Source organism: Olivibacter sp. CPCC 100613 (assembly GCF_036959255.1).
Classification (GTDB): Bacteria; Bacteroidota; Bacteroidia; order Sphingobacteriales; family Sphingobacteriaceae; genus Olivibacter.
In genome coordinates this window covers 1062246-1082306 of the sequence record NZ_JAWMTI010000001.1, presented here as the reverse complement: position 1 = coordinate 1082306, position 20061 = coordinate 1062246, and the positions used below count along the sequence as shown (strand labels likewise).

Here is a 20061-nt window from a genome sequence, read left to right as displayed (position 1 = left end):
CTCATAACTCATAACTCTAATGAACCTATACAGTACTAATAATAAAAAGCTAAGAGTTTCTTTTAAAGAAGCCGTATTTAACAGTTTGCCTTCAGATAAGGGGCTTTATATGCCTACTGAGATCCCTTCGCTTTCTGCGGATTTTATTAATAATCTTGATCAGTTTACTTTACCCGATATCGCTTTTGAAGTGGCTCACCACTTAATTGGCGACAGCATTCCGGCCAATGATCTCCGTTCACTCGTGAATGATGCGATCAATTTTGAAGCTCCGGTCGTATCGCTTGATGATCGGACGGCGGTACTGGAATTATTTCATGGTCCATCACTTGCTTTTAAAGACTTCGGTGCCCGATTTATGAGTCGCGTTATGGGCTATTTTTCGAAAACTGAGAAAAACAACCAATTACTGGACGTATTGGTAGCGACTTCCGGAGACACCGGCGGAGCCGTGGCTTTGGGCTTTCTTGGGGTCGAAGGCACGAGGGTAACCATTTTATATCCTAAAGGTAAAGTAAGTCCTATTCAAGAACAACAGCTTACCCGCAATGGTCAAAATATTCGAGCGCTTGAAATTGACGGAACTTTTGACGATTGCCAAGCCTTAGTAAAAGAAGCTTTCAATGATGCCGAATTAAATCTACATTTTCGACTAACTTCTGCCAACTCTATCAATATCGCCCGCTTAATTCCACAAACCTTTTACTATTTCAATGCCTATGCGCAAATGAAAAGAAAAGGGATAACTGACATCGTATTTTCTGTTCCCAGTGGAAATTTCGGTAATATTGGTGCTGGCTTATTGGCCTATAAAATGGGCTTACCCATTCGTCACTTCTTAGCAGCTACTAATGTAAACGATACTGTTCCGCGCTTCCTTTCAAGCGGCAGCTATGAACCACGTCCATCGATAGCCACTTTATCCAATGCCATGGATGTCGGCAATCCAAGTAATTGGGTTCGCATTATGGATCTTTTTGATGGAGATCGCAAACGCGTAAATGAAATAGTAACTGCTTACGCTTATACAGATGAAGATACCCGGGAGGCTATTGAAGCACTCTACAATAGCTATCAATACCTTGCCTGTCCACACACGTCAATTGCTTACTTAGCAGGGAACGCTTATAAAAAAGAACATGGCGGAAATTATACAACTGTATTTTTATCAACTGCACATCCTTGCAAATTTCCCGACGTGTTTTCCGAAGAAAAACAAAAAGCCATCGATATACCGGCGCAGGTAAAAGACTTGGAAAACAAACCGAGCAGAAAAGAAGAACTCGGAGCTGATTTTGAAGCCTTCAAACAATGGTTGTTGAAAGAAGGATAAGTGATAAGTTATACGTTGTAAGTTTGGTGTATTCTTATAACGTATAACTTAATATATAATATAAAGTTATCTAATAATGCTTCCCATATCTATTGTTGATTGCGGTGCCACAAAATCCAAGCGGCCATCCGTATCTTCTGCCATCAGAATCATCCCCTGAGAGAGAATACCTTTAATTTCACGGGGTTCAAGATTTACTAAAATGGAAACCTGCCGCCCTATAATATCTTCGGGAGCAAAAAATTCCGCAATACCAGAAACCACTGTACGTTGATCAATTCCGGTATCAATGGTTAGCTTCAGCAATTTTTTTGTTTTCGCCACCTTTTCAGCCATTAGAATCTTACCCACCCGAATATCCAAAGGTGTAAATTGATCAAAGGAAATATTTGCTTTCGCAGGTTCCGCGATATTTGTTTGTGGTTTTGCATTCTCTACCTTTGCTTGCGCTAATTTGCTTAGTTGCGCATCAATTTGTTCATCGGTGATTTTCTCAAATAACAATTGCACGTCACCCAAGTCATGACCATCTTGCAACAATTTAGGATTGCCTGCAGCTGCCCATTCCCGATCTTTGAAACGCAGCATCTGGAATAACTTTTCTGCTGTATGCGGTAAAAACGGCTGGGCCAATACCGCCAGATTAGCCGCGATTTGCAAGCCTATATTCAATACAGTCTTTACACGGTCCTCATCTGTTTTGATCAGTTTCCAAGGCTCTTCGTCTGCCAAATATTTATTACCCAAACGAGCCACATTCATAAATTGAGCCAGCGCTTCCCGAAAACGATATTGACTCAAAGAAGCATTAATAGCCTTGGGATAACGTTCCAATTCAGATAAAACCAATTTATCCTTATCGGTGAGGTCTCCCGCAGCTTTCACCTTACCTCCAAAATATTTGTGTGATAAAACCAACACACGGTTGATAAAGTTGCCGAATATTGCAACCAGCTCATTATTGACCCGTGCTTGAAAATCCTTCCAGGTAAATTCACTATCCGATGTTTCCGGCAGAATAGAAGTCAATACGTAACGCAACTCATCCTGTTTTCCGGGAAAATCAGCAAGGTACTCATGTAACCATACGGCATGATTTCTCGAAGTTGAGAGCTTATCGCCTTCCAGGTTTAGAAACTCGTTTGCCGGAATATTTTCCGGTAATATATATTCTCCGTGTGCATGTAAAATAGCCGGGAATATGATACAATGGAATACGATATTATCTTTTCCTATAAAATGAATTAAACAGGCGTCATCTTCCGGATTCTCCTGCTTCTTCCAATATTTCTCCCAATCTCTTCCAGTATCTAAGGCCCATTGTTTGGTGGCCGAAATGTAACCAATAGGTGCATCGAGCCATACATATAACTTTTTGCCTTGGGCTTCCTCCAGCGGAACATCTACCCCCCAATCTAAATCACGCGTCATTGATCGGGCCTGCAGACCGGATTTTAACCAGGAACTACATTGTCCGTACACATTGGATTTTAAAATATCCTTCTTTCCGTCCAATAACCATTTTTCGAGCCATGCTTGATATTTATCCAAAGGCAAATACCAGTGTTTCGTTTCGCGGAGTACGGGTGTTTTACCACTTAAAGTGGATTTAGGATTGATGAGGTCGGTCGGACTGAGCGATGTACCACATTTCTCACATTGGTCTCCATAGGCGCCTTCATTATGACAATTTGGACAGGTACCAACGATATACCGATCCGCCAGAAATTGCTGATACTCCTCGTCATAATATTGTTCAGAGTACTTCTCCACAAACTCGCCTTTATGGTACAGATTAAGGAAAAATTCTTGTGAGAGCTCATGATGTATTTTGGCAGACGTGCGATGATAGATATCGAAAGAAATACCAAACTGTTCAAAACTCTCTTTTATCTGCGCATTATACTTGTCGATAATCTGTTGGGGTGTAATTCCTTCCTTTTTTGCTTTAATGGTAATGGCCGCTCCATGTTCATCCGAGCCACAAACAAAAGCAACATCCTTGTTATTCATCCGCAAGAAACGCACGAATATATCGGCCGGGATATAAGCCCCTGCCAAGTGACCGATATGTAAGGGCCCATTAGCATAAGGTAGGGCCGAAGTGATGGTATAGCGTTTAAAATCTTTCATGTTCTTGTAACAATTGTACGTTCAACGTTGTAATTCTTAAGTTGCACGTGGAACTTAATTTACAATTCACACCTACAATAGACAGGTGTCACGTACGGCTCAAGTGCTTTTTCAAAAATGATTTGTTAATTCGGCAAAGATACATCAATTTGCACTTCATAATAAATAGATATGAAGAAAACACCTCCTTATTTGAAAAAAGGTGACAAAGTGGGTATCGTATGCCCTGCATGGAAGGTAGACAATAATTTAGACGATGCGATCAACCTGTTAAAATCGTGGGATTTGAACGTTGTACTCGGGAAAACCGTGCACAGTAGTTATCGCCAATACGCAGGGAGTGACGAGTTAAGAGCACAAGATTTTCAGTCGATGCTCGACAATGAAGAGATAAAGGCTGTTTTTGCTGCGAGAGGAGGTTACGGTTGCGTCCGGATGATCGATTTAGTGGATTTTTCCAGCTTCGAAAAAAATCCGAAATGGCTTATTGGCTTTAGTGACATAACGGTTATTCACAGCCATGTTCAACGCAACTATGGTATTCCAACAATGCATGGTCAAATGCCCATAACCGTCCCCGAAGCAACAAAGGAATCCCTACTCAGTTTACGAGATACGCTTTTTGGTAAAAATCCATTATACGAATATCAAAGCAAACACACCAATATTATAGGTGAAAGCCAGGGTATTGTGATTGGTGGTAATCTAGCGCTGCTGGTGAATGTATTAGGTTCCAGTTCGGATATGGATTATGATGGTAAGATTTTGTTTATTGAAGATGTGGGGGAGTTCTACTATGCCATTGATCGGATGTTATGGACGTTAAAACGAGCTGGAAAATTAAAAAATTTAAAAGGCCTGCTGGTAGGCGGTTTTACCAATTTAAAAGACAGTAAGGTCCCTTTTGGATTATCGATAGAAGAACTCGTCCGTGAAATCGTTTCAGTGTACGATTACCCAGTTGCTTTTGATTTTCCTGCAGGGCATATCGAGAATAACAATGCCCTAATTTTTGGTGCAATTGCTCACTTAAGCGTAAAAGAACATCACGTGCGTATGACTTATGGGGATAGCGACAGATTGTAAAAAACAAACACTAAGTCTTTAGCTAACTTTTACTTTTTACTTTTTACTTTTTACTTTTTACTTTTTACTTAACAAAATGGCCCTACTTTCAACACTTGGAAATTACAAAAACACTGGATTATTACTGATCCGTTTAGCGCTGGGCGCTATGTTTATTATGTATGGATATCCTAAAATTATGGGTGGCCCCGACACTTGGAAAGGTGTCGGTACCTCGATAAACCATATTGGCATCACTTTTGGTTATACTTTTTGGGGTTTTCTTGCAGCAATTACAGAAACCTTGGGTGGCTTTTTATTAATTATTGGTCTTGCTTTTAGGCCCGCCACCATATTATTGGCTTTCGTTATGTTGATGGCTGCACTCCATCATTACAAGGCAGAAGGCTTCATGTCGGCCGGGCATCCTATAGAACTTTTATTTGTCTTTATAGGCTTAGCATTTGTGGGGCCGGGAAGGTATAGTGTAGATAAACGTTAATTTATTATGGGAGCGTGGCCATGGCCAATCAATTCATCGAAAAACTAAAAGAAGAATTAAAAAAGCCAATCTACAAATATGCATTTGGATTGGCTTTTATTTTACTGATTATTGCCTTATCGCTACGCTTCGGCTATATATTGGGCGAATGGTTGTATGCTTTGTTTCATTGAAAGTGTTAGTGTTGGAATATTCCTACAACTATCGGTTTTTGTGCGTTTCCGTTAATCCCTCTAGTTAGTATCGTATAATATCTACCAGCGTTCAATGCCGCAGCTTCATTTCGTATGGCTAATTGGGTTCCATTCATATCCGTTACCTGAATGGTATAAGATCCCTCATTTGTTGCAATAAAGCCAGCGTTGGTAGCCGCTGAGGTTTGATTATCAATGGGTCTATCGTTAAATACAGCGGTTGGTGTATTATTCTGAATCAGGTTAACTTTTACCGCTGGCGTGTTTTCCGATAAATTGAAAAACCGAATATATGCTTTGCTAGCATCGAAGTTTGCGGCATCCTTATCCTCTACTAAAATACTAGATACCGTATCTTGATAACCATAAACAAAAGAAGTGTATGTTGCGCTGTCTCTTAGGTTAATGGTGCTATCAACAATCGCAGTTGTTGTATTAGGAATTCCAGCACTAAAACGTCTTGTACCTGGATAAGCTCGTCCATAATCGTAGGGAATATAGTCTCCATATTTAAGAGAATATCCTCGATCAACACTATTATTATCGAGCTTAATTCCTAAAGCATCCGCTCCAGCATAGGCATTTACAAAGTTCACATAGGCTGTCGGCATACGCACGTAATCGTCATCATCGTTACTACACGCACTAAAAGCTAACCCTCCCACAAGCACCATCATCAAGAGGATAAAGTAGTTTTTCGTTTTCATATTCCTGTTGTTTAGTTTATTATCATTTTTTACACAACCTATTTAACGGAATTTAGTTTGAAAAAGCTACAGGTCTTGTGAATTGCAGAAGTGTTTTGTAATGATGAATTATGAACAACAGCCGTATAATGCTAAGTTTCGTGCGATAAATTCATTCGCCGGCATACTAATCGATCGTATTAGCTAATTGGCTAATTAGCTAATAATAAACTAACTTTACTGCAAGCTAAACTCCGCTTCTTTCACGTCGCGCGAGTTACCACCCACAAAGACTTTAAAGTCGCCTGGTTCAGCCACATATTGCAAGTCGGCATTATAGAATTTCAAATCTTCTGCAGAAATATGGAAAACCACCTGTTTGCGCTCGCCTGCCTTTAGCTCAATTTTTTGAAATGATTTGAGTTCTTTGACCGGACGGGTTATGCTGCCCACCAAGTCTTGCGTATATAATTGCACCACTTCTTTGCCGGCCATCTTCCCTGTATTAGTTAACGTAACCGATACCACAATGGAATCACCCTGACTGAATGAAGTCTTGCTGAGTGTAATGTCACTGTAAGCAAAAGAGCTATAACTTAAACCGTAACCAAAAGGATAGAGGGGTTCATTATCCACGTCTAAATAATTGGAGCGGAACTTTTGAAACCATTTTCCCTCTGCGAGCGGCCTGCCGGTATTTTTATGGCTATAATAAATCGGTATTTGTCCTACATTTTTCGGAAAGGTTGCGGTGATTTTTCCCGAAGGGTTGACATCCCCAAACAGCACATCGGTAATGGCTTTAGCCGCTTGCGTACCACCAAACCAAACATCGAGGATGGCGGGCACATTTGCTTGCTCCCAGGTAAGCGTAAGAGGCCGACCCGCAAACACCACCAATACCACCGGTTTTCCTGTTTTCAATAAAGCGGCGAGTAAGCGCTGTTGCACGGCAGGGATATTCAAATCGGTACGGCTCGAGCTCTCTCCGCTCATTTCAGAACTTTCTCCCAATGCGGCAACCACCACATCTGCTTGCTTCGCCGTAGCAACTGCTTCCGCTACCAAGGTTTCTTCCGAGCGATTATCTCGCGGAATTTCCCGACCAAACATCGTCGCTCGTTCTTGATAAGCGACATCATCCAATAAGTTTGACCCCAGGCTATGCAATATTTTTACATCAGCACCCACCACTTCCTGCATGCCCGCCAATAGTGATTGGGTATTCTTTAAATCTGCATTCACGCTCCATGTACCTGGCATATTGCTTCCAGTATTAGCCAAAGGGCCAATTAATGCCACGGTTCCGGTTTTCTTTAAGGGCAAGGTATTGTTTTCATTCTTTAACAACACAAAAGACTGTGCCGCTACGTCACGCGCAAAATCCAAATGCGCTTTCGACAGAATTTCCTTTTTCGCACGTTCCTCGCTGCAATATTTATAGGGATCGTCAAAAAGTCCCAATCTGTACTTAGCGATCAGTACATTTCGGCAAGCCCTATTGATATCCTCCTCATTGACCCTCCCTTCCTGCAGGGATTTCTGTAAGGTAGTTAAAAATCCTTCCCCCACCATATCCATATCGACACCCGCCTTGAGTGATAAGGCTGAAACTTGTTGTAAATCGCCCAAACCATGATCAATTAGTTCATTGATTGCCGTGTAATCGGTAGCGACCATCCCTTTAAATCCCCACTGTTCCTTTAGCACGTCGGTTAACAACCAGTGGTTAGCGGTAGCGGGTACCCCGTTGATATCATTGAAGGAGGTCATAATGCTTCCTGCACCTGCATCCACCGCTGCTTTATAAGGAGGAAGGTATTCATTGTACATACGGTGTAAGCTCATATCCGTTGTATTGTAGTCGCGCCCCGCTTCAGCAGCACCATATAATGCAAAATGTTTTACACAAGCCATTAAGGTATTATTGGCCGCTAGATCATCTCCTTGCAAACCACGTACCATCGCGGCGGCGATTTGCGAGCCCAAGTAGGTGTCTTCTCCACTTCCCTCGGAGATACGCCCCCATCGAGGATCACGCGAGATATCGACCATAGGAGAATAGGCCCAGTTCAGGCCATCAGCACTTGCTTCCGTCGCAGCTATCCGAGCTGTTTGCTCAATTAAGCCCAAATCCCATGTTGCCGACAAGCCTAAAGGGATCGGAAAAAGCGTTTTGTAGCCATGTATCACATCTTGCCCAAAAATCAAAGGAATTTTCAGCCGACTATGATTCACCGCTAGTTCTTGTGTTTTTCGCACGCGATCAGGCGTCGTCAAGCTAAATACACCTCCAACTTGCCCTGCTTTGATTTTACTTTCCAGATCCGTACTTACTGCCGATCCTGTCGTAGCTTCTCCACCCGTTGGTAGATTTAACTGACCAATTTTTTCATCGAGTGTCATTTTGGCCATCAACTTATCGATAAAAGCATCCATTTTACGTTCATCTGTCTTAATTGCAAGTCTAGGTGTTTTATCCACCTTTCGTTGCGCTTGTGTTGCAAAGGGTGCTGCCATTAACAGAACAGCAGCCAGGGCTGGTATGATTCGTTTGTTCATATTTATGAGTTTACGTTCCGTGTTGCACGTTACCAGTTAACACAGAACTTATTTAACTTCCTGCACGTTGGTTTTTTCGGAAACGCCATTTTCATTAAACGCTTCGATGGCAAAATAATACGTTTGATCAGTCGTCAGACTTTTCATCTCCAGTTTATTATCATCATATACCATCCATGCACTGTATAGTTTATCGGGCGCAATTCCCCACAAGACATTATATCCCTGAATGTTTTTTTGCCGATTCCAGGTTATAGTAACGTCCCGTTTATCTTGATGTCTTCGCACCTGAAATCCTTTCACCGTAGCGGGCTTTTTTCCTTCTCCTTTACCAAAAACGCGGAGTCCGGAAATAGCCAAATGCGGTGTCGGCACGTGTATATTTTTATACCGCACATACCGGAGGCGTTCCGGGGAGGTCAAGGAAACATACTCATTAGGTACATCACGTTGATTATCCTGTTTGTCAACAATTACCCGCCAGTTGTCTCCATCGAGCGAGCCTTCAATAATATATTGATGTTTGAGATCCGGGATTCTGCCGTACATATCGGATTTATAATCGTGATAATTGATCTGAATGGCATATACTGTTGCCGGTTTTAAAAGATCAATTTGCACCCATTGTTTATCATCATTCGCGGCCGCGAGCCAGAAAGTTTTAATGCTTTCATCTACGATATGTTGTGCACTGAACTCACCTACAGTTGATGAAACGGAAACGGGTTTATGGTAGGATAATAACATCCATTCCGCAAATGCGCCTTGCTTCGAGGTTCCCGCTGCGTAGTGGGGATAATCGCCAAAACGGGTGTTAGCATACATTAAGCCCTCTTGATCAAAATAAGTTGGAAACATGCAAATGCGCCGTTCCCAGCCCACATTGACAGAAACAGCCATCGATCCAAAATGCCAATATTGATTTCCTGATCCTAACACCGTGCTACCATGTCCGGCGCCATTGGCAAAGCCTCCCGGCTTATAGGCAATGGGATTATTAGGCGCGTAACGATAGGGGCCGAGGGGGTGATCACTGACATAAACGCCATCACCATAGACATTAAACTCCGTACCCGGTGCAGCGTACTGCATATAATACTTATTTGCATGCTTGGTCAACCAAGGTCCCTCTATATATCCACCCAGCACGGTATCCCGATGATTTTCTCCAAAGCGTTCCCATCCATGCTTGTCTGGAACTAAATTAAACAGCTCATAGGTTTTCTCGGAAGGCCGGAACCGCTTATGTCGATCCAGTGTTTTTGCCCTGATCGGAAATTTATTAGAAGATCCCCAGAACATATATGCCTGACCGTCATCATCTATAAAAAGATCCGGGTCTTGTAAATCATTTAAAATCGCGGGAACAGTCTTCCAATCTCCTTTTTTTGGATTATCTGTATAAAGAACACTCATAGATCCGGAAGGGTCGCCGGCTACATAAAGCACAGAATCTTTATAATTATGTGCGGCCGGTGCATTAGAACCTTGGAAATACCATTTCTCAGGCCTAATAAAATTCCAATTTGTCAGATCAGTAGAATGCCAATAACCCATTGACCGCGTAACAAACATATAATATTCTCCACGGAACTTAACAACAGCCGGATCAGCGCCCGAACGATAAGAAATGTCTTGATGGGCATTATAGATCATATAGGTATAATCCAGATTGAGCGGATTGCAGTAGGTGGCTTGTCCGAAGGTAGGATTGACCTTGATTACGCAGTAAAGAAGAAACCCAAGTGCGATATAGTAAGCCTTTTTCATACTGTTGATAACCTCTTAGAATGTTTGACCATGTAAAAGGTTAATTGCCTATGTAAATAGTGGGACAAGAATCACAGGAAGCGACGGGAACTTCTTCTGCAACAAAGTTAGTTGTTGGTGCTAACGAATCAGCCCAATAAAATCGCATACGCACTGCACTTGAAGACCACATATTAATACTATAATAATCATTACTTTTGGGCAGTTCACCAAGAACAACACCCGAACTGTGAGCAGGTACAACGAAAGAGTAACTTTGACCAGTGACTGCATTTCTTAAAAAAACATTAACATCAATAGACGTAGAATTATTTCCTACGATGGACACTAGATCCTCTTGTTTGTTGATTTTTTCGATATTATTAGCTTGGACAACAGGAGTAGTCAGTACAAGCAACACTAAACAAATAAACAGATTAAAATTTTTCATAATTCAAATTTTTGAGTTTTATATACATGGCCAAACATTTTAAATTTTAGGACTGGAGAAACCCAGTTTTTTTAATCCTGCTTTTACTTCCGGGGCGCTCATAAATAAATTCCAGAGCAAGCCACTCCGTTCATTTTCGATCATTACCGGAATGGGCCCCTGGTCAATTGCCAAATAACGTTGAGGAAACCAATTATCCGTTTCGCTATATGCGTCATAAAACCCATATTTTCCCCATACTTTGCTACCCAACTGATCATAGAGATAGCGAATGACCTCCATACTATATTCGGGTGCATAGGGATAAGAAGATAGCGCCGCTGTCGGGCTAATCACACCCAAATCCTCTTTGGGGCTATGCCCTGCATAACCTTTCACTGAATAGCTCGCGGTTAAACCCCAAGCGTTCGGTCCATAGCCTTTGAAGTGTTTTGGGTTCTCGATGCAGTACTGTCGTTGAATAAGGGTTTGGTTCTTGTTGAGCACCCAATAATCAGCATATTGGTCCTTTAAACCTTTCGGATCCAGACCTAAATAAGAATAATGTGCCCAAAACATCGGTCCAACGGTTCCTTCATGTCCATTGAAGCCCAAAATTATTTTATGCCCATACTGTTCCGCATTGGTTTTGATTTTTCCACCCTTCGCCCATCCTTCATGATAAACCGCAGCAGGCACGCCATGCGTAGGAGAAGATGCTGCCAGTACATACATGATCAAACATTCATTATAACCTGTCACCGGAAAGTTCATTTCCCAGCCGTATTCCGGACTCCAATGCCAGTATAATACATTCTGTCCACCTTTACGATACCAATTCCAATCAATTTCCTTCCACAATTGATCTGCTTTGGCCGCAACTGCTTTTTCCTGTTCATTGCCTTCCGCCAGATACTGACGTACGCATAGAAGGCTTTGTGCCATAAAAGCTGTCTCTACCAAATCGCCTCCATTATCTTTTTGGCCGAAGGGTTTTACTTTACCGGTAGGACCGTGTAACCAATGAGGCCAGGCACCATGAAAACGATCTGCCTTCTCTAAATAGTTTACAATCTGTTCTAGTCTTTGTACCCCCTCTTGACGCGTAATAAAACCACGTTCCATTCCCACTAGTATATTCATGACACCAAAACCGCCCCCACCAATCGTTACCACGTCCTGGTCGTTCTCAGGATAAACACCATCCATGTGAATACGTTCCCGTGCCAAACCGGACGTTTTTTCAGCACCTTCCCAGAAATAATCAAAGGTTTGCTTTTGTACGAGCGTGAGCAAAGAATCATTGGAAAGCGAGTCACCCTTTTCTGTTGATTGCTGTTCTTCTTTATTGGAAGTTGATTGAGAACAGGAAAAGGAAAGAAACAGAATTGTTAGTAATAATATGAAAGAAGAAATTTTCATTGATGTTTGTTTTTGGTGATAAAGCTTGCCCGAGTTATTACACATTTCTTATTGTAGTAACTCAGACAAGTTCATTTGTATCTGAAGGAAGGTATTAACAAATCTGGAAGATAAGACTTCCAGATTTGCAAGTTGTCATATTAATAGCCAGGGTTTTGTACCAATACGCCGCCGCTAGCAGCAATTTCGTCCTGAGGAATCGGGAATAGCTCATGCTTTCCGTCCACAAAATTTTTACCATGTGCACGTAAAACTTCTCCCGCTCGTCCTGTTCTAACAAGATCAAAGAATCGGTCATGTTCCATAGCAAGTTCCAAACGACGTTCATTCCAAATAAGCTGTCTCAACTGACCTTGATCTGTAACAGTAATATTAGGAACAGCATTGGGGTTATCACCTCTCGCCCGTGTTCTAATGGCATTCAATGAACTTAACGCTTCGGCTGACATTCCTAACTCATTTGCAGCCTCTGCACGGATTAGATAAATCTCACCCATCCGTAAGATCCGAATATTTTTATTACTGAAGTCGGTACTTCCCCCTTGTGTTTCTTGTCTGATACTAACATAAGCCTTATAGTTATATCGAGGATTAAACGCAGACCTTACAACGACGCCATCAAACAGTGTGTTTCCCACGCTAATTATAGTGGCATCACGCCTCACATCTCCTTCAGTATAAGCATTATACAAATCAGCGCTAGGCGTATTGAATCCCCATCCCTGAAATACTTGACTCGAAGGTACATTGAACTGCCCTTCTTTTATTCCCTGCACTTGCGAATACTGCCGCACGCTACCATTCTCCTGTCCAGTGCTTTGGATTTCGAAAAGTGATTCGGATGAATTTTCACCAACTTCTCTCCAAATAGTTCGATAATCACTTACTAATGCATAACTGCCTACAGCACCATTGACAATGCTATCGGTAAGCGAATAGGCTCTATCCCACTCTTTACGGTACATAGAAACTTTTGCTAACAACGCTGCAGCAGCGCCTTGCGTTGCTCTTCCTACATTTTCCGGTCCATATTCAGTATTTTTCGGCAATGTTTTTAAGGCAAATTCTAGATCGCTTTTAATAAATGCATAAATAGAATCTGGAGGTAACTGTCTAAATAAGTCAGGTGATTGAACGTCTTCATTGGTAACGACTTTATCAAGTTTAGGTACATTACCGTACATCCTCACTAAATTGAAGTAATAGAATGCTCTGAGAAATCTTACTTCCGCAAAGTATCTAGTTTTAAGAGCTTCATCAATGTCAAATACGGGCACGTTAGCTAGTGCCTGATTACAATAGCTTATACCCAAGAAATTGCTGTTCCACCCATCCCTAAATGATGGTGTGGTCGCTGTGAAGGTAAAATTATCCAGTTGATCCTTATCTGTACCTAAATCCCCCGGTGAGCTGCCTTTATCGGCATCATCAGAAGTGATACTGGTGGTACCAATCCACGCGAAGGAGCTTTGCTCCCAAGTAAGCAGATTAGTATAAGCAGCGGTTACAAAACGGCCTGCATTTGCAGGATCCGCGTAGGTGGAATCCTCACTAGAAGCAATATTTTCAGGGTCTGGATTCAGCCAGTCCTTACTACAGGAAGAAGCGATAACCATTACCGCCAAAATGGCCATTATATTGATTGGAAAAATGATTTTTTTCATAATGCTAAAATGTCAGATTTAAACCAAACATGTACGTCGAATAAATTGGATAAACATTCAATTCAATTCCAGAATTTATTGCAGAACCAGATGTAGCAATTGAACCCTGCGGAGAGTTGCTTGAGGCTGCTTCAGCAATCTCGGGTGTGTATCCGCTATACGATGTAAACACAAATGGATTCTGTGCGGTAGCAAATAGTCGCAATTTACTATCTTTCAGAAAAGTGAATTTTTGGTTATCGAACGTATATCCCAGAGTAATATTATTTATTCTTAAGAAATTGCCTGACTCGATATAATAGGTAGAAGGTCTAGGAATAGAATTCAAAGGCGCTGGATGTGATGCATTTGTATTATTTGGAGTCCACCTACCGTCAAAAACTTCTTGTTCAATATTCTCGTTACCAAAACGTACGGCACGTTTACCATTGAAAATTTTGTTTCCTAGATTTCCGTAGAGATCAAACGACAGATCGAATTGTTTATAATTCACCCCGGCATTGAATCCGAAATAGGTTTTGGGTTGATAAGAACCGACAAACACGCGATCGCTTTCTGTTAGTTGGCCGTCTCCATTGACATCTCTATAGCGGAAGTTACCGTTTTCATCGAATCCGTCCGTTTCGTATACCCAAAAACTACCTATTGGTTCGCCCACCTTTGAAAGCGTCGAAATTTCTCCGTTTCCAAGGCTCCCCCCTCTTAATTGAAAATTCCCGGTTACCTCATCGACGACATTTTTATTAAGGGTTACATTAAATCCAAGCCGATAAGAAAAATCATCATTTTTTCTTTCTTCCCAGTTTATGGCAGCTTCAAAGCCTCTATTCCGAACCTTCGCAGCTTGCGAATACAATGTGTTGTCTTCGTCCCCTGCAAGGGCGGGTAGCCTGATCGGAATATAGGCTTCTGTGAGCTTATTGTAATAACCAAAGCTTCCAGAAAGACGACTGTCCAACAATCCGAACTCCAACCCAGCATCAATACCTTTCGTTGTTTCCCAGGATGCTAATGCATCACGACTTTTATTATATGTTTGACCTAGGGAAATTGGGAAATCCGGATAACCAAAGCCATAATAACCCGTTTGGGCCACCCCTTGGAGTACCGCCAAATTATTATTAGCAATGGAAATATCATTACCCACTTGTCCATACCCCACCCGTAGCCTTAAATAGTCGAATAGATTTTGATTTTCCATAAAATGCTCGTTAGCTATGTTCCAAGAACCACCGATGGAATAAAAGGTACCCCATTTACTATTTACTGGAAAAGAGCTAGATCCATCTCTTCTTAAGGATCCGCTAATATTATATCGGTTGTCATATGTGTAGGTCATTCGGCCGAAATAGGATACTCTTCGAATTAGATCACCTCCATTAGCAGTATTATTTTTAGGTTCTACAACAATCAACGTACTGGGATCACCTTGGTTAAGATACCAAAGGTTGCGTTGGTTTGGAACATCAAAAATTCTAAGGTTGGACCGATTCGCGCGATCTCTTTCAAATGAATAACCGGCAGTGGCGTTAAGTTCATGTTTCTCGGCAAAAGTTTTAGAATAAGTGGCCTGTAGATTCATGATGTAATAAAAACGACCCTGATTAATTACATTTAAAGAAGAGCGATTATTTTGTTGTGCACTAAAAACGCTGTAAACCGGAACATATATCTTACCGCCGCCGTCTGTCTTATCAAAATTGAAATCACCCCTTAGGGTAAGACCTTCAATTGGTCTCACATTCACGTAGGCATTTCCTTGTAAGCGTGTACTGTTCGAAAAATCGTTTGTATAGTCTATCGCTGCAACAGGATTACCTACGTTTAGGGCACTGAGATAACCATATGAACCATCTGCGTTACGTACAGGAGCTGATGGTGCCATGCGATAAGCAGAAGAGAATGCACTCGTTGGCTTGTTCTCATTTTTGTTGTAAGTGACTGTTAAGTTGTGTCCTACAGACAAGTAGGGTGCGATTTTATATTCATTATTTAACCTCGCGGTCACGCGATCATATTTAGCTCCTTTTAGAATACCTTGATCACCAAAATAGCCACCACTGAAATAATATGTTGTTTTTTCAGTTCCGCCGCTCACACTTACATCATAATTCTGCACTAAACCCTGTCTCGTAATAGCATCCATCCAATCGGTGGTTTGTGTAGGCAGGTTATTTGGATCGAAAATCACTGGATCGTTCTGACCGGTTAGTCTATTGGTATTGGTAATGGCTTCATTTGTATATATGGCGTGCGATCTTCCATCCGCCATATCTACTCCATTAGTCATACTACGAAAACCGGCATAGCTATTAACGTTAACTGTCATCTTACCCGTCTTCCCGGATTTGGTTGTAACTAAGATTACACCATTACCAGCTCTACTACCATAGATGGCTTGGGCAGATGCATCCTTTAATACTTCAACCGATTCAATATCCGAATTATTGATATTGGTAATATCGTCTGTAATTACGCCATCCACTACATAGATCGGGTTTTGGTTACCGGTAACTGACCCCACCCCACGAATACGGACCTGTGGCTGCGAACCAGGCTGCCCCGAAGCGTTAATCTGAACACCTGAAGCTTTTCCTTGTAAACCCTGTGCAGCGGTCAATACCGGTTGCTTGGTGATTTCTTCCGATTTAACCGAGCTGACCGAGCCCACAATTTGGCTTCGTTTCTGTGTGCCATATCCCACGACCACAACTTGATCTAACACTTCACTTTCACTAGCCAACGCAACGTTAATCGTTGTCTGATTATTTATCGCTATTTCTTGCCTGCTATAGCTGATAAAACTGAATGTTAAGGTAGCGTTCGACGGTGCTTTTATATTGTAATTACCATTGGCATCCGTTTGAGTTCCCTTCCCTGTACCTTTAATTAATACGCTCACACCTGGAATTCCTGTTCCATCGAGCGAGTCCGTTACCTTACCTTGAATGGTTATTTCTTGCTGTGCCAATGAGGGGCCTGCGAGAAACATAAATAAAACCATTAGGCAATACGTAAATCTGTACCTCATAGCTTTTTGATTGGTTAAAATTGTCTTAATTTAATATAGTTGAGTATCGAGCACTAATAAGTGAGCGCACCCTTACTCAGGTTAACAAAGCAAAGGTGCCTTATTGTTTCACGAATAGAAAAAAAAGAGCCTCTACATCTATACATCAACCATAAAATCACTTGCTCATTATTCTTAGCTATTTTTATAAAAAATTGATTATAAGCAATTTAAAACAAAAACACACCTCTCGTTTTTCGCTATAAGTGTGTACTTAATACACGAAGTGTTTGATGTAGTAATGATGTAGTCTTAATGAATCGAAGATTAAGGGGAATTGAAGAATTCTTGAGGATATGCTACGTTATGGGATCTATACGTCCATCAAAAATTCGGTTAAGTTTTGATCGTGGCCTAGATTTAGCTTCTTCCGTAATCTATATCTTCTGATCTCCACTCCGCGCGTAGTAATGTTAAGCAAAGACGCAATTTCTTTACTCGACATGTTCATTCGCAAGTATGCACATAACTTTAGGTCATTAGGTACCAACTCAGGATAATTGGCTTTGAGTTTTTTGAAAAAATTCTCGTGCGCTTCATTGAAACTTTCTTCAAATAGATTCCAGTCGCGCTCGTCACTTCGTGCCTCATCAATGATTTTGCTGATCTTTTTTAGTTGATCACCTGACAATCTTCGTCCGTCTCCATCCTTTAGTTGAAGTAATTCGTCGTGTACATTATTCAGCAACTCATTTTTATAGACGATATTCATAGCGGAATTGGCCAATTCTCTATTCTTACCGGCAAGCTCTTTCTCCAATTGATTGTTCTTCAGTCTGAAAAGTCTTTGTTCATTCTCAAACATCTCTTTTTGTAATCTTTCCTCCTGCTCATGCAACATTCGTTGTTGCACTTCTTCCCGATGCCTCTTAAGTTTATACAAATAATAACGTCTCCCCCCATAGAGTAAAAGTAAAAACAATAAAGTATAGGTTATCCAGGCCAAATTGCTTCTATACCAAGGAGCGTCTATCTCAAAAGCCAGCATGCTTATAGGCGTTGTTTTACCAAGAACATTCGCTCTCACCTTAAATAGGTATTTACCGGGGGCAAGATTCGTAAACTCTTTCTGGGAGACATTACTCCAATCCGACCAATTTTTTGAATTTCCTTCCAGCTGATATTGAAACTGTATGGCATTTGTGGAAAAATAAGGTAAGGCAAAAGTAATACGTATATTATTTTGCTGTGCATTCAAAACGGTCTCGTTCGAACGATAAAACGCAATTGGTTTCGCCGTACTGTCTGCGATATCCTCGATTTTCTGAATAATGGGACTTCCGATTGGCTGTTGCTGCTCTCCGTTTACTTTTCGGTATAATGCAAAACCGTCATCTAAACTTATTAAGGATAGATTCGAAGTGAGCAGATTTATATTTTCATAAAAGCTGAGCATACGGTTGTTTAAGACCGTGAAACCCGTAGAATCAATATGAACCTTCCCTCCGTCACCAAAACTGACTAATGCCAAATGCCCTTTCCTAATAAACCAGTATTTATCGCCGGCAGCCGGCACTACTTTATTTGCATTGGCAAAAGTGCCCAATCGTTCATTCAACTGTGTATAAGCGTGAAAATGGTCTGCAATCTCATCGTGTAAATAGAAACCGGAGTCCGTTGCAAAGACTACCCTTCCCGCCAAATTAAATACATTTACATAGGGACTTTGTGGTAATCCATCGTTTTCAGTATATCGCTTTTGCTGAAGAACACGGGTATTTTCATTATTTAATTGTACTGCATAAAGTCCTTTATATCCACTCACCCAGAACCGATTGTCACTTAATTGTTCGAGATACTGAACAGGTTCGTTGAAGTTCTCAATCTTCCGTTCGAACATCCAACGGCCATTACTTCTCTTAAAGAGAGCCAGACCGGTATAGGTTCCCTGTATTACCTGATCATCCACGCCTTGCAACCTATGCAAGGTATATCCCCCCGTAACTGTCGATAACCATTGCGGTCGGTTGCCTGCTAGTTTAAAAGTTCCGTTATTATGACCACAGAATAATTCATCGTCTACTACAAAAAGTTCCCACACCTGCCCCTGCGAACCATCGATCAGTCGAAAGTCGAAACGGTTATTACGCGCAGGCCAATTACTATAATAGAGCCCCTGATTCGTGCCAATGTATAACTTATCTTTGTAAATTTTGGACGTGTAGACCGTACCTAAAATACCCGCCCGATCATCGAAATAATAAATAGGCGAGTTTATTTCTATACGATCGATCCCATTATCTAAGCCAACCCAAATATTTTGAAGGGCGTCTTTTTGTAGGCTTAAAATGGTATTATTTTGTAAGCCATTACTTTTGTTGATATGCTGAATGAGCTTTCCTGTTTGGTCCAATAGGTAAAGACCATTTAAAATGGTACCAAAAGCATAATTATTTCCTAGTATTTTCAGTCCATTGTTGAGCTGATATTGCCGTAAGGCGGGGTCTGCATCGTTCCTCCACGGTTTTACCCGGTCATTCTCAAGGATGAATAAACCACTTTTGGCAGTACCGATAAGTAATGCATTGGATGTATAAGGAAGGATGGACAGGATAATTGAGTTTCCATAGGATTGTTTATCGATCAACTTCAACAGCTTTCCATCTTTAAACTCAAATAACCCCTTTGCCAGTATCTCTACCAGATAACGCCCGTTTACCTGATATAAAAATAAAAAAGGGTCAGTCGTTTTTAAAACACTTAGCTTTCCGTTTTGATAAGTATAGATCGCGGAAAAAGACTGAAAAAGCACCTTCTCCTTATCGACATAGATTTTCCAGATTTCGTCATGTAGTTTATCTGCTTCTTTTAACTGATTGCTAAGCGAACGATACACAAGCTGACCGAAAACATCCCTTTCCCATACGCCGAATTGGCCAAACCCTCCGGTATATATTTTCCCGTCTTCGCCAACGGCAACACCTCTGACCAAGATTTTTCGGGGCATGCTATTTAGGTCCCAATGTTGTCCATCAAAAGACAACAGGCCATCGCTATTGGCAAAATACATTCGACCATCCGGTCCGTAACTTGCTGACCAGTTTTGATTGCCCGCTTGATAAGTAGTTTTTGTGAAATTCTGAACGAGGGGTGCTCCTGCAAAGTGGGCGTCCTCCGTAGTGGCGATCTGTGCAGCGACAGGCGGCGCTCCAACCCTCGGCCTATTTGTCTGCGCTGTCACCTGCTTGAACGACGAACCAAGCAACAGCAAGACTAATAGGCTTATGAAAAACCACCAATTCTTGCACATA

General features: G+C 41.5%; 13 protein-coding genes. 4 read left to right on the top strand and 9 right to left on the bottom strand.

Features of this window, described 5'->3' with window-relative positions; all coding sequences use genetic code 11:
* The first annotated feature begins 19 nt into the window (after positions 1–19).
* Positions 20–1333, top strand: coding sequence for a threonine synthase (thrC, locus tag RYH73_RS04275; protein ID WP_335312062.1), 1314 nt, complete (start codon positions 20–22; stop codon positions 1331–1333).
* Positions 1334–1399: 66 nt separating this feature from the next.
* Here the strand turns inward: thrC and metG are convergent, their stop codons facing one another.
* The gene (gene metG / locus RYH73_RS04270; protein WP_335312060.1) at positions 1400–3466 is read right to left on the bottom strand and encodes a methionine--tRNA ligase; all 2067 of its coding nucleotides are present in this window, start codon (positions 3464–3466) and stop codon (positions 1400–1402) included.
* A gap of 171 nt (positions 3467–3637) precedes the next feature.
* On the opposite strand from metG, the gene RYH73_RS04265 reads away from it, so the two are divergent.
* From RYH73_RS04265 to RYH73_RS04255, 3 genes are all read left to right on the top strand, one after another.
* Positions 3638–4552 carry a S66 peptidase family protein gene (locus RYH73_RS04265; RefSeq protein ID WP_335312058.1) on the top strand — a complete coding sequence of 305 codons (915 nt, stop codon included), beginning with the start codon at positions 3638–3640 and terminating at the stop codon, positions 4550–4552.
* Between the two features lie 76 nt (positions 4553–4628).
* Positions 4629–5033 (top strand): DoxX family protein, encoded by a 405-nt coding sequence (locus RYH73_RS04260; RefSeq protein ID WP_335312056.1) that lies wholly within the window; start codon positions 4629–4631, stop codon positions 5031–5033.
* Between the two features lie 20 nt (positions 5034–5053).
* A complete protein-coding gene (locus RYH73_RS04255) occupies positions 5054–5206 on the top strand; it encodes a hypothetical protein (protein ID WP_335312055.1) in 153 nt (50 codons plus the stop codon).
* A gap of 5 nt (positions 5207–5211) precedes the next feature.
* Here the strand turns inward: RYH73_RS04255 and RYH73_RS04250 are convergent, their stop codons facing one another.
* From RYH73_RS04250 to RYH73_RS04215, 8 genes are all read right to left on the bottom strand, one after another.
* Complete coding sequence (locus tag RYH73_RS04250) at positions 5212–5934, bottom strand: DUF4397 domain-containing protein (RefSeq protein WP_335312053.1); 723 nt, start codon at positions 5932–5934, stop codon at positions 5212–5214.
* A 216-nt stretch (positions 5935–6150) separates the two neighbouring features.
* Positions 6151–8475 carry a beta-glucosidase BglX gene (gene bglX, locus RYH73_RS04245; protein WP_335312051.1) on the bottom strand — a complete coding sequence of 775 codons (2325 nt, stop codon included), beginning with the start codon at positions 8473–8475 and terminating at the stop codon, positions 6151–6153.
* 48 nt (positions 8476–8523) lie between these two features.
* Positions 8524–10245 (bottom strand): family 43 glycosylhydrolase, encoded by a 1722-nt coding sequence (locus tag RYH73_RS04240; protein WP_335312049.1) that lies wholly within the window; start codon positions 10243–10245, stop codon positions 8524–8526.
* Between the two features lie 40 nt (positions 10246–10285).
* A complete protein-coding gene (locus tag RYH73_RS04235) occupies positions 10286–10675 on the bottom strand; it encodes a hypothetical protein (protein WP_335312048.1) in 390 nt (129 codons plus the stop codon).
* A gap of 39 nt (positions 10676–10714) precedes the next feature.
* On the bottom strand, positions 10715–12076 hold the full coding sequence (locus tag RYH73_RS04230; protein ID WP_335312045.1) for a glucoamylase family protein: 1362 nt from the start codon (positions 12074–12076) through the stop codon (positions 10715–10717).
* A gap of 140 nt (positions 12077–12216) precedes the next feature.
* Complete coding sequence (locus tag RYH73_RS04225) at positions 12217–13740, bottom strand: RagB/SusD family nutrient uptake outer membrane protein (protein ID WP_335312044.1); 1524 nt, start codon at positions 13738–13740, stop codon at positions 12217–12219.
* 4 nt (positions 13741–13744) lie between these two features.
* The gene (locus RYH73_RS04220) at positions 13745–16771 is read right to left on the bottom strand and encodes a SusC/RagA family TonB-linked outer membrane protein (protein ID WP_335312043.1); all 3027 of its coding nucleotides are present in this window, start codon (positions 16769–16771) and stop codon (positions 13745–13747) included.
* 352 nt (positions 16772–17123) lie between these two features.
* Positions 17124–20060 (bottom strand): ligand-binding sensor domain-containing protein, encoded by a 2937-nt coding sequence (locus RYH73_RS04215; protein ID WP_335312042.1) that lies wholly within the window; start codon positions 20058–20060, stop codon positions 17124–17126.
* Position 20061: the final 1 nt, after the last annotated feature.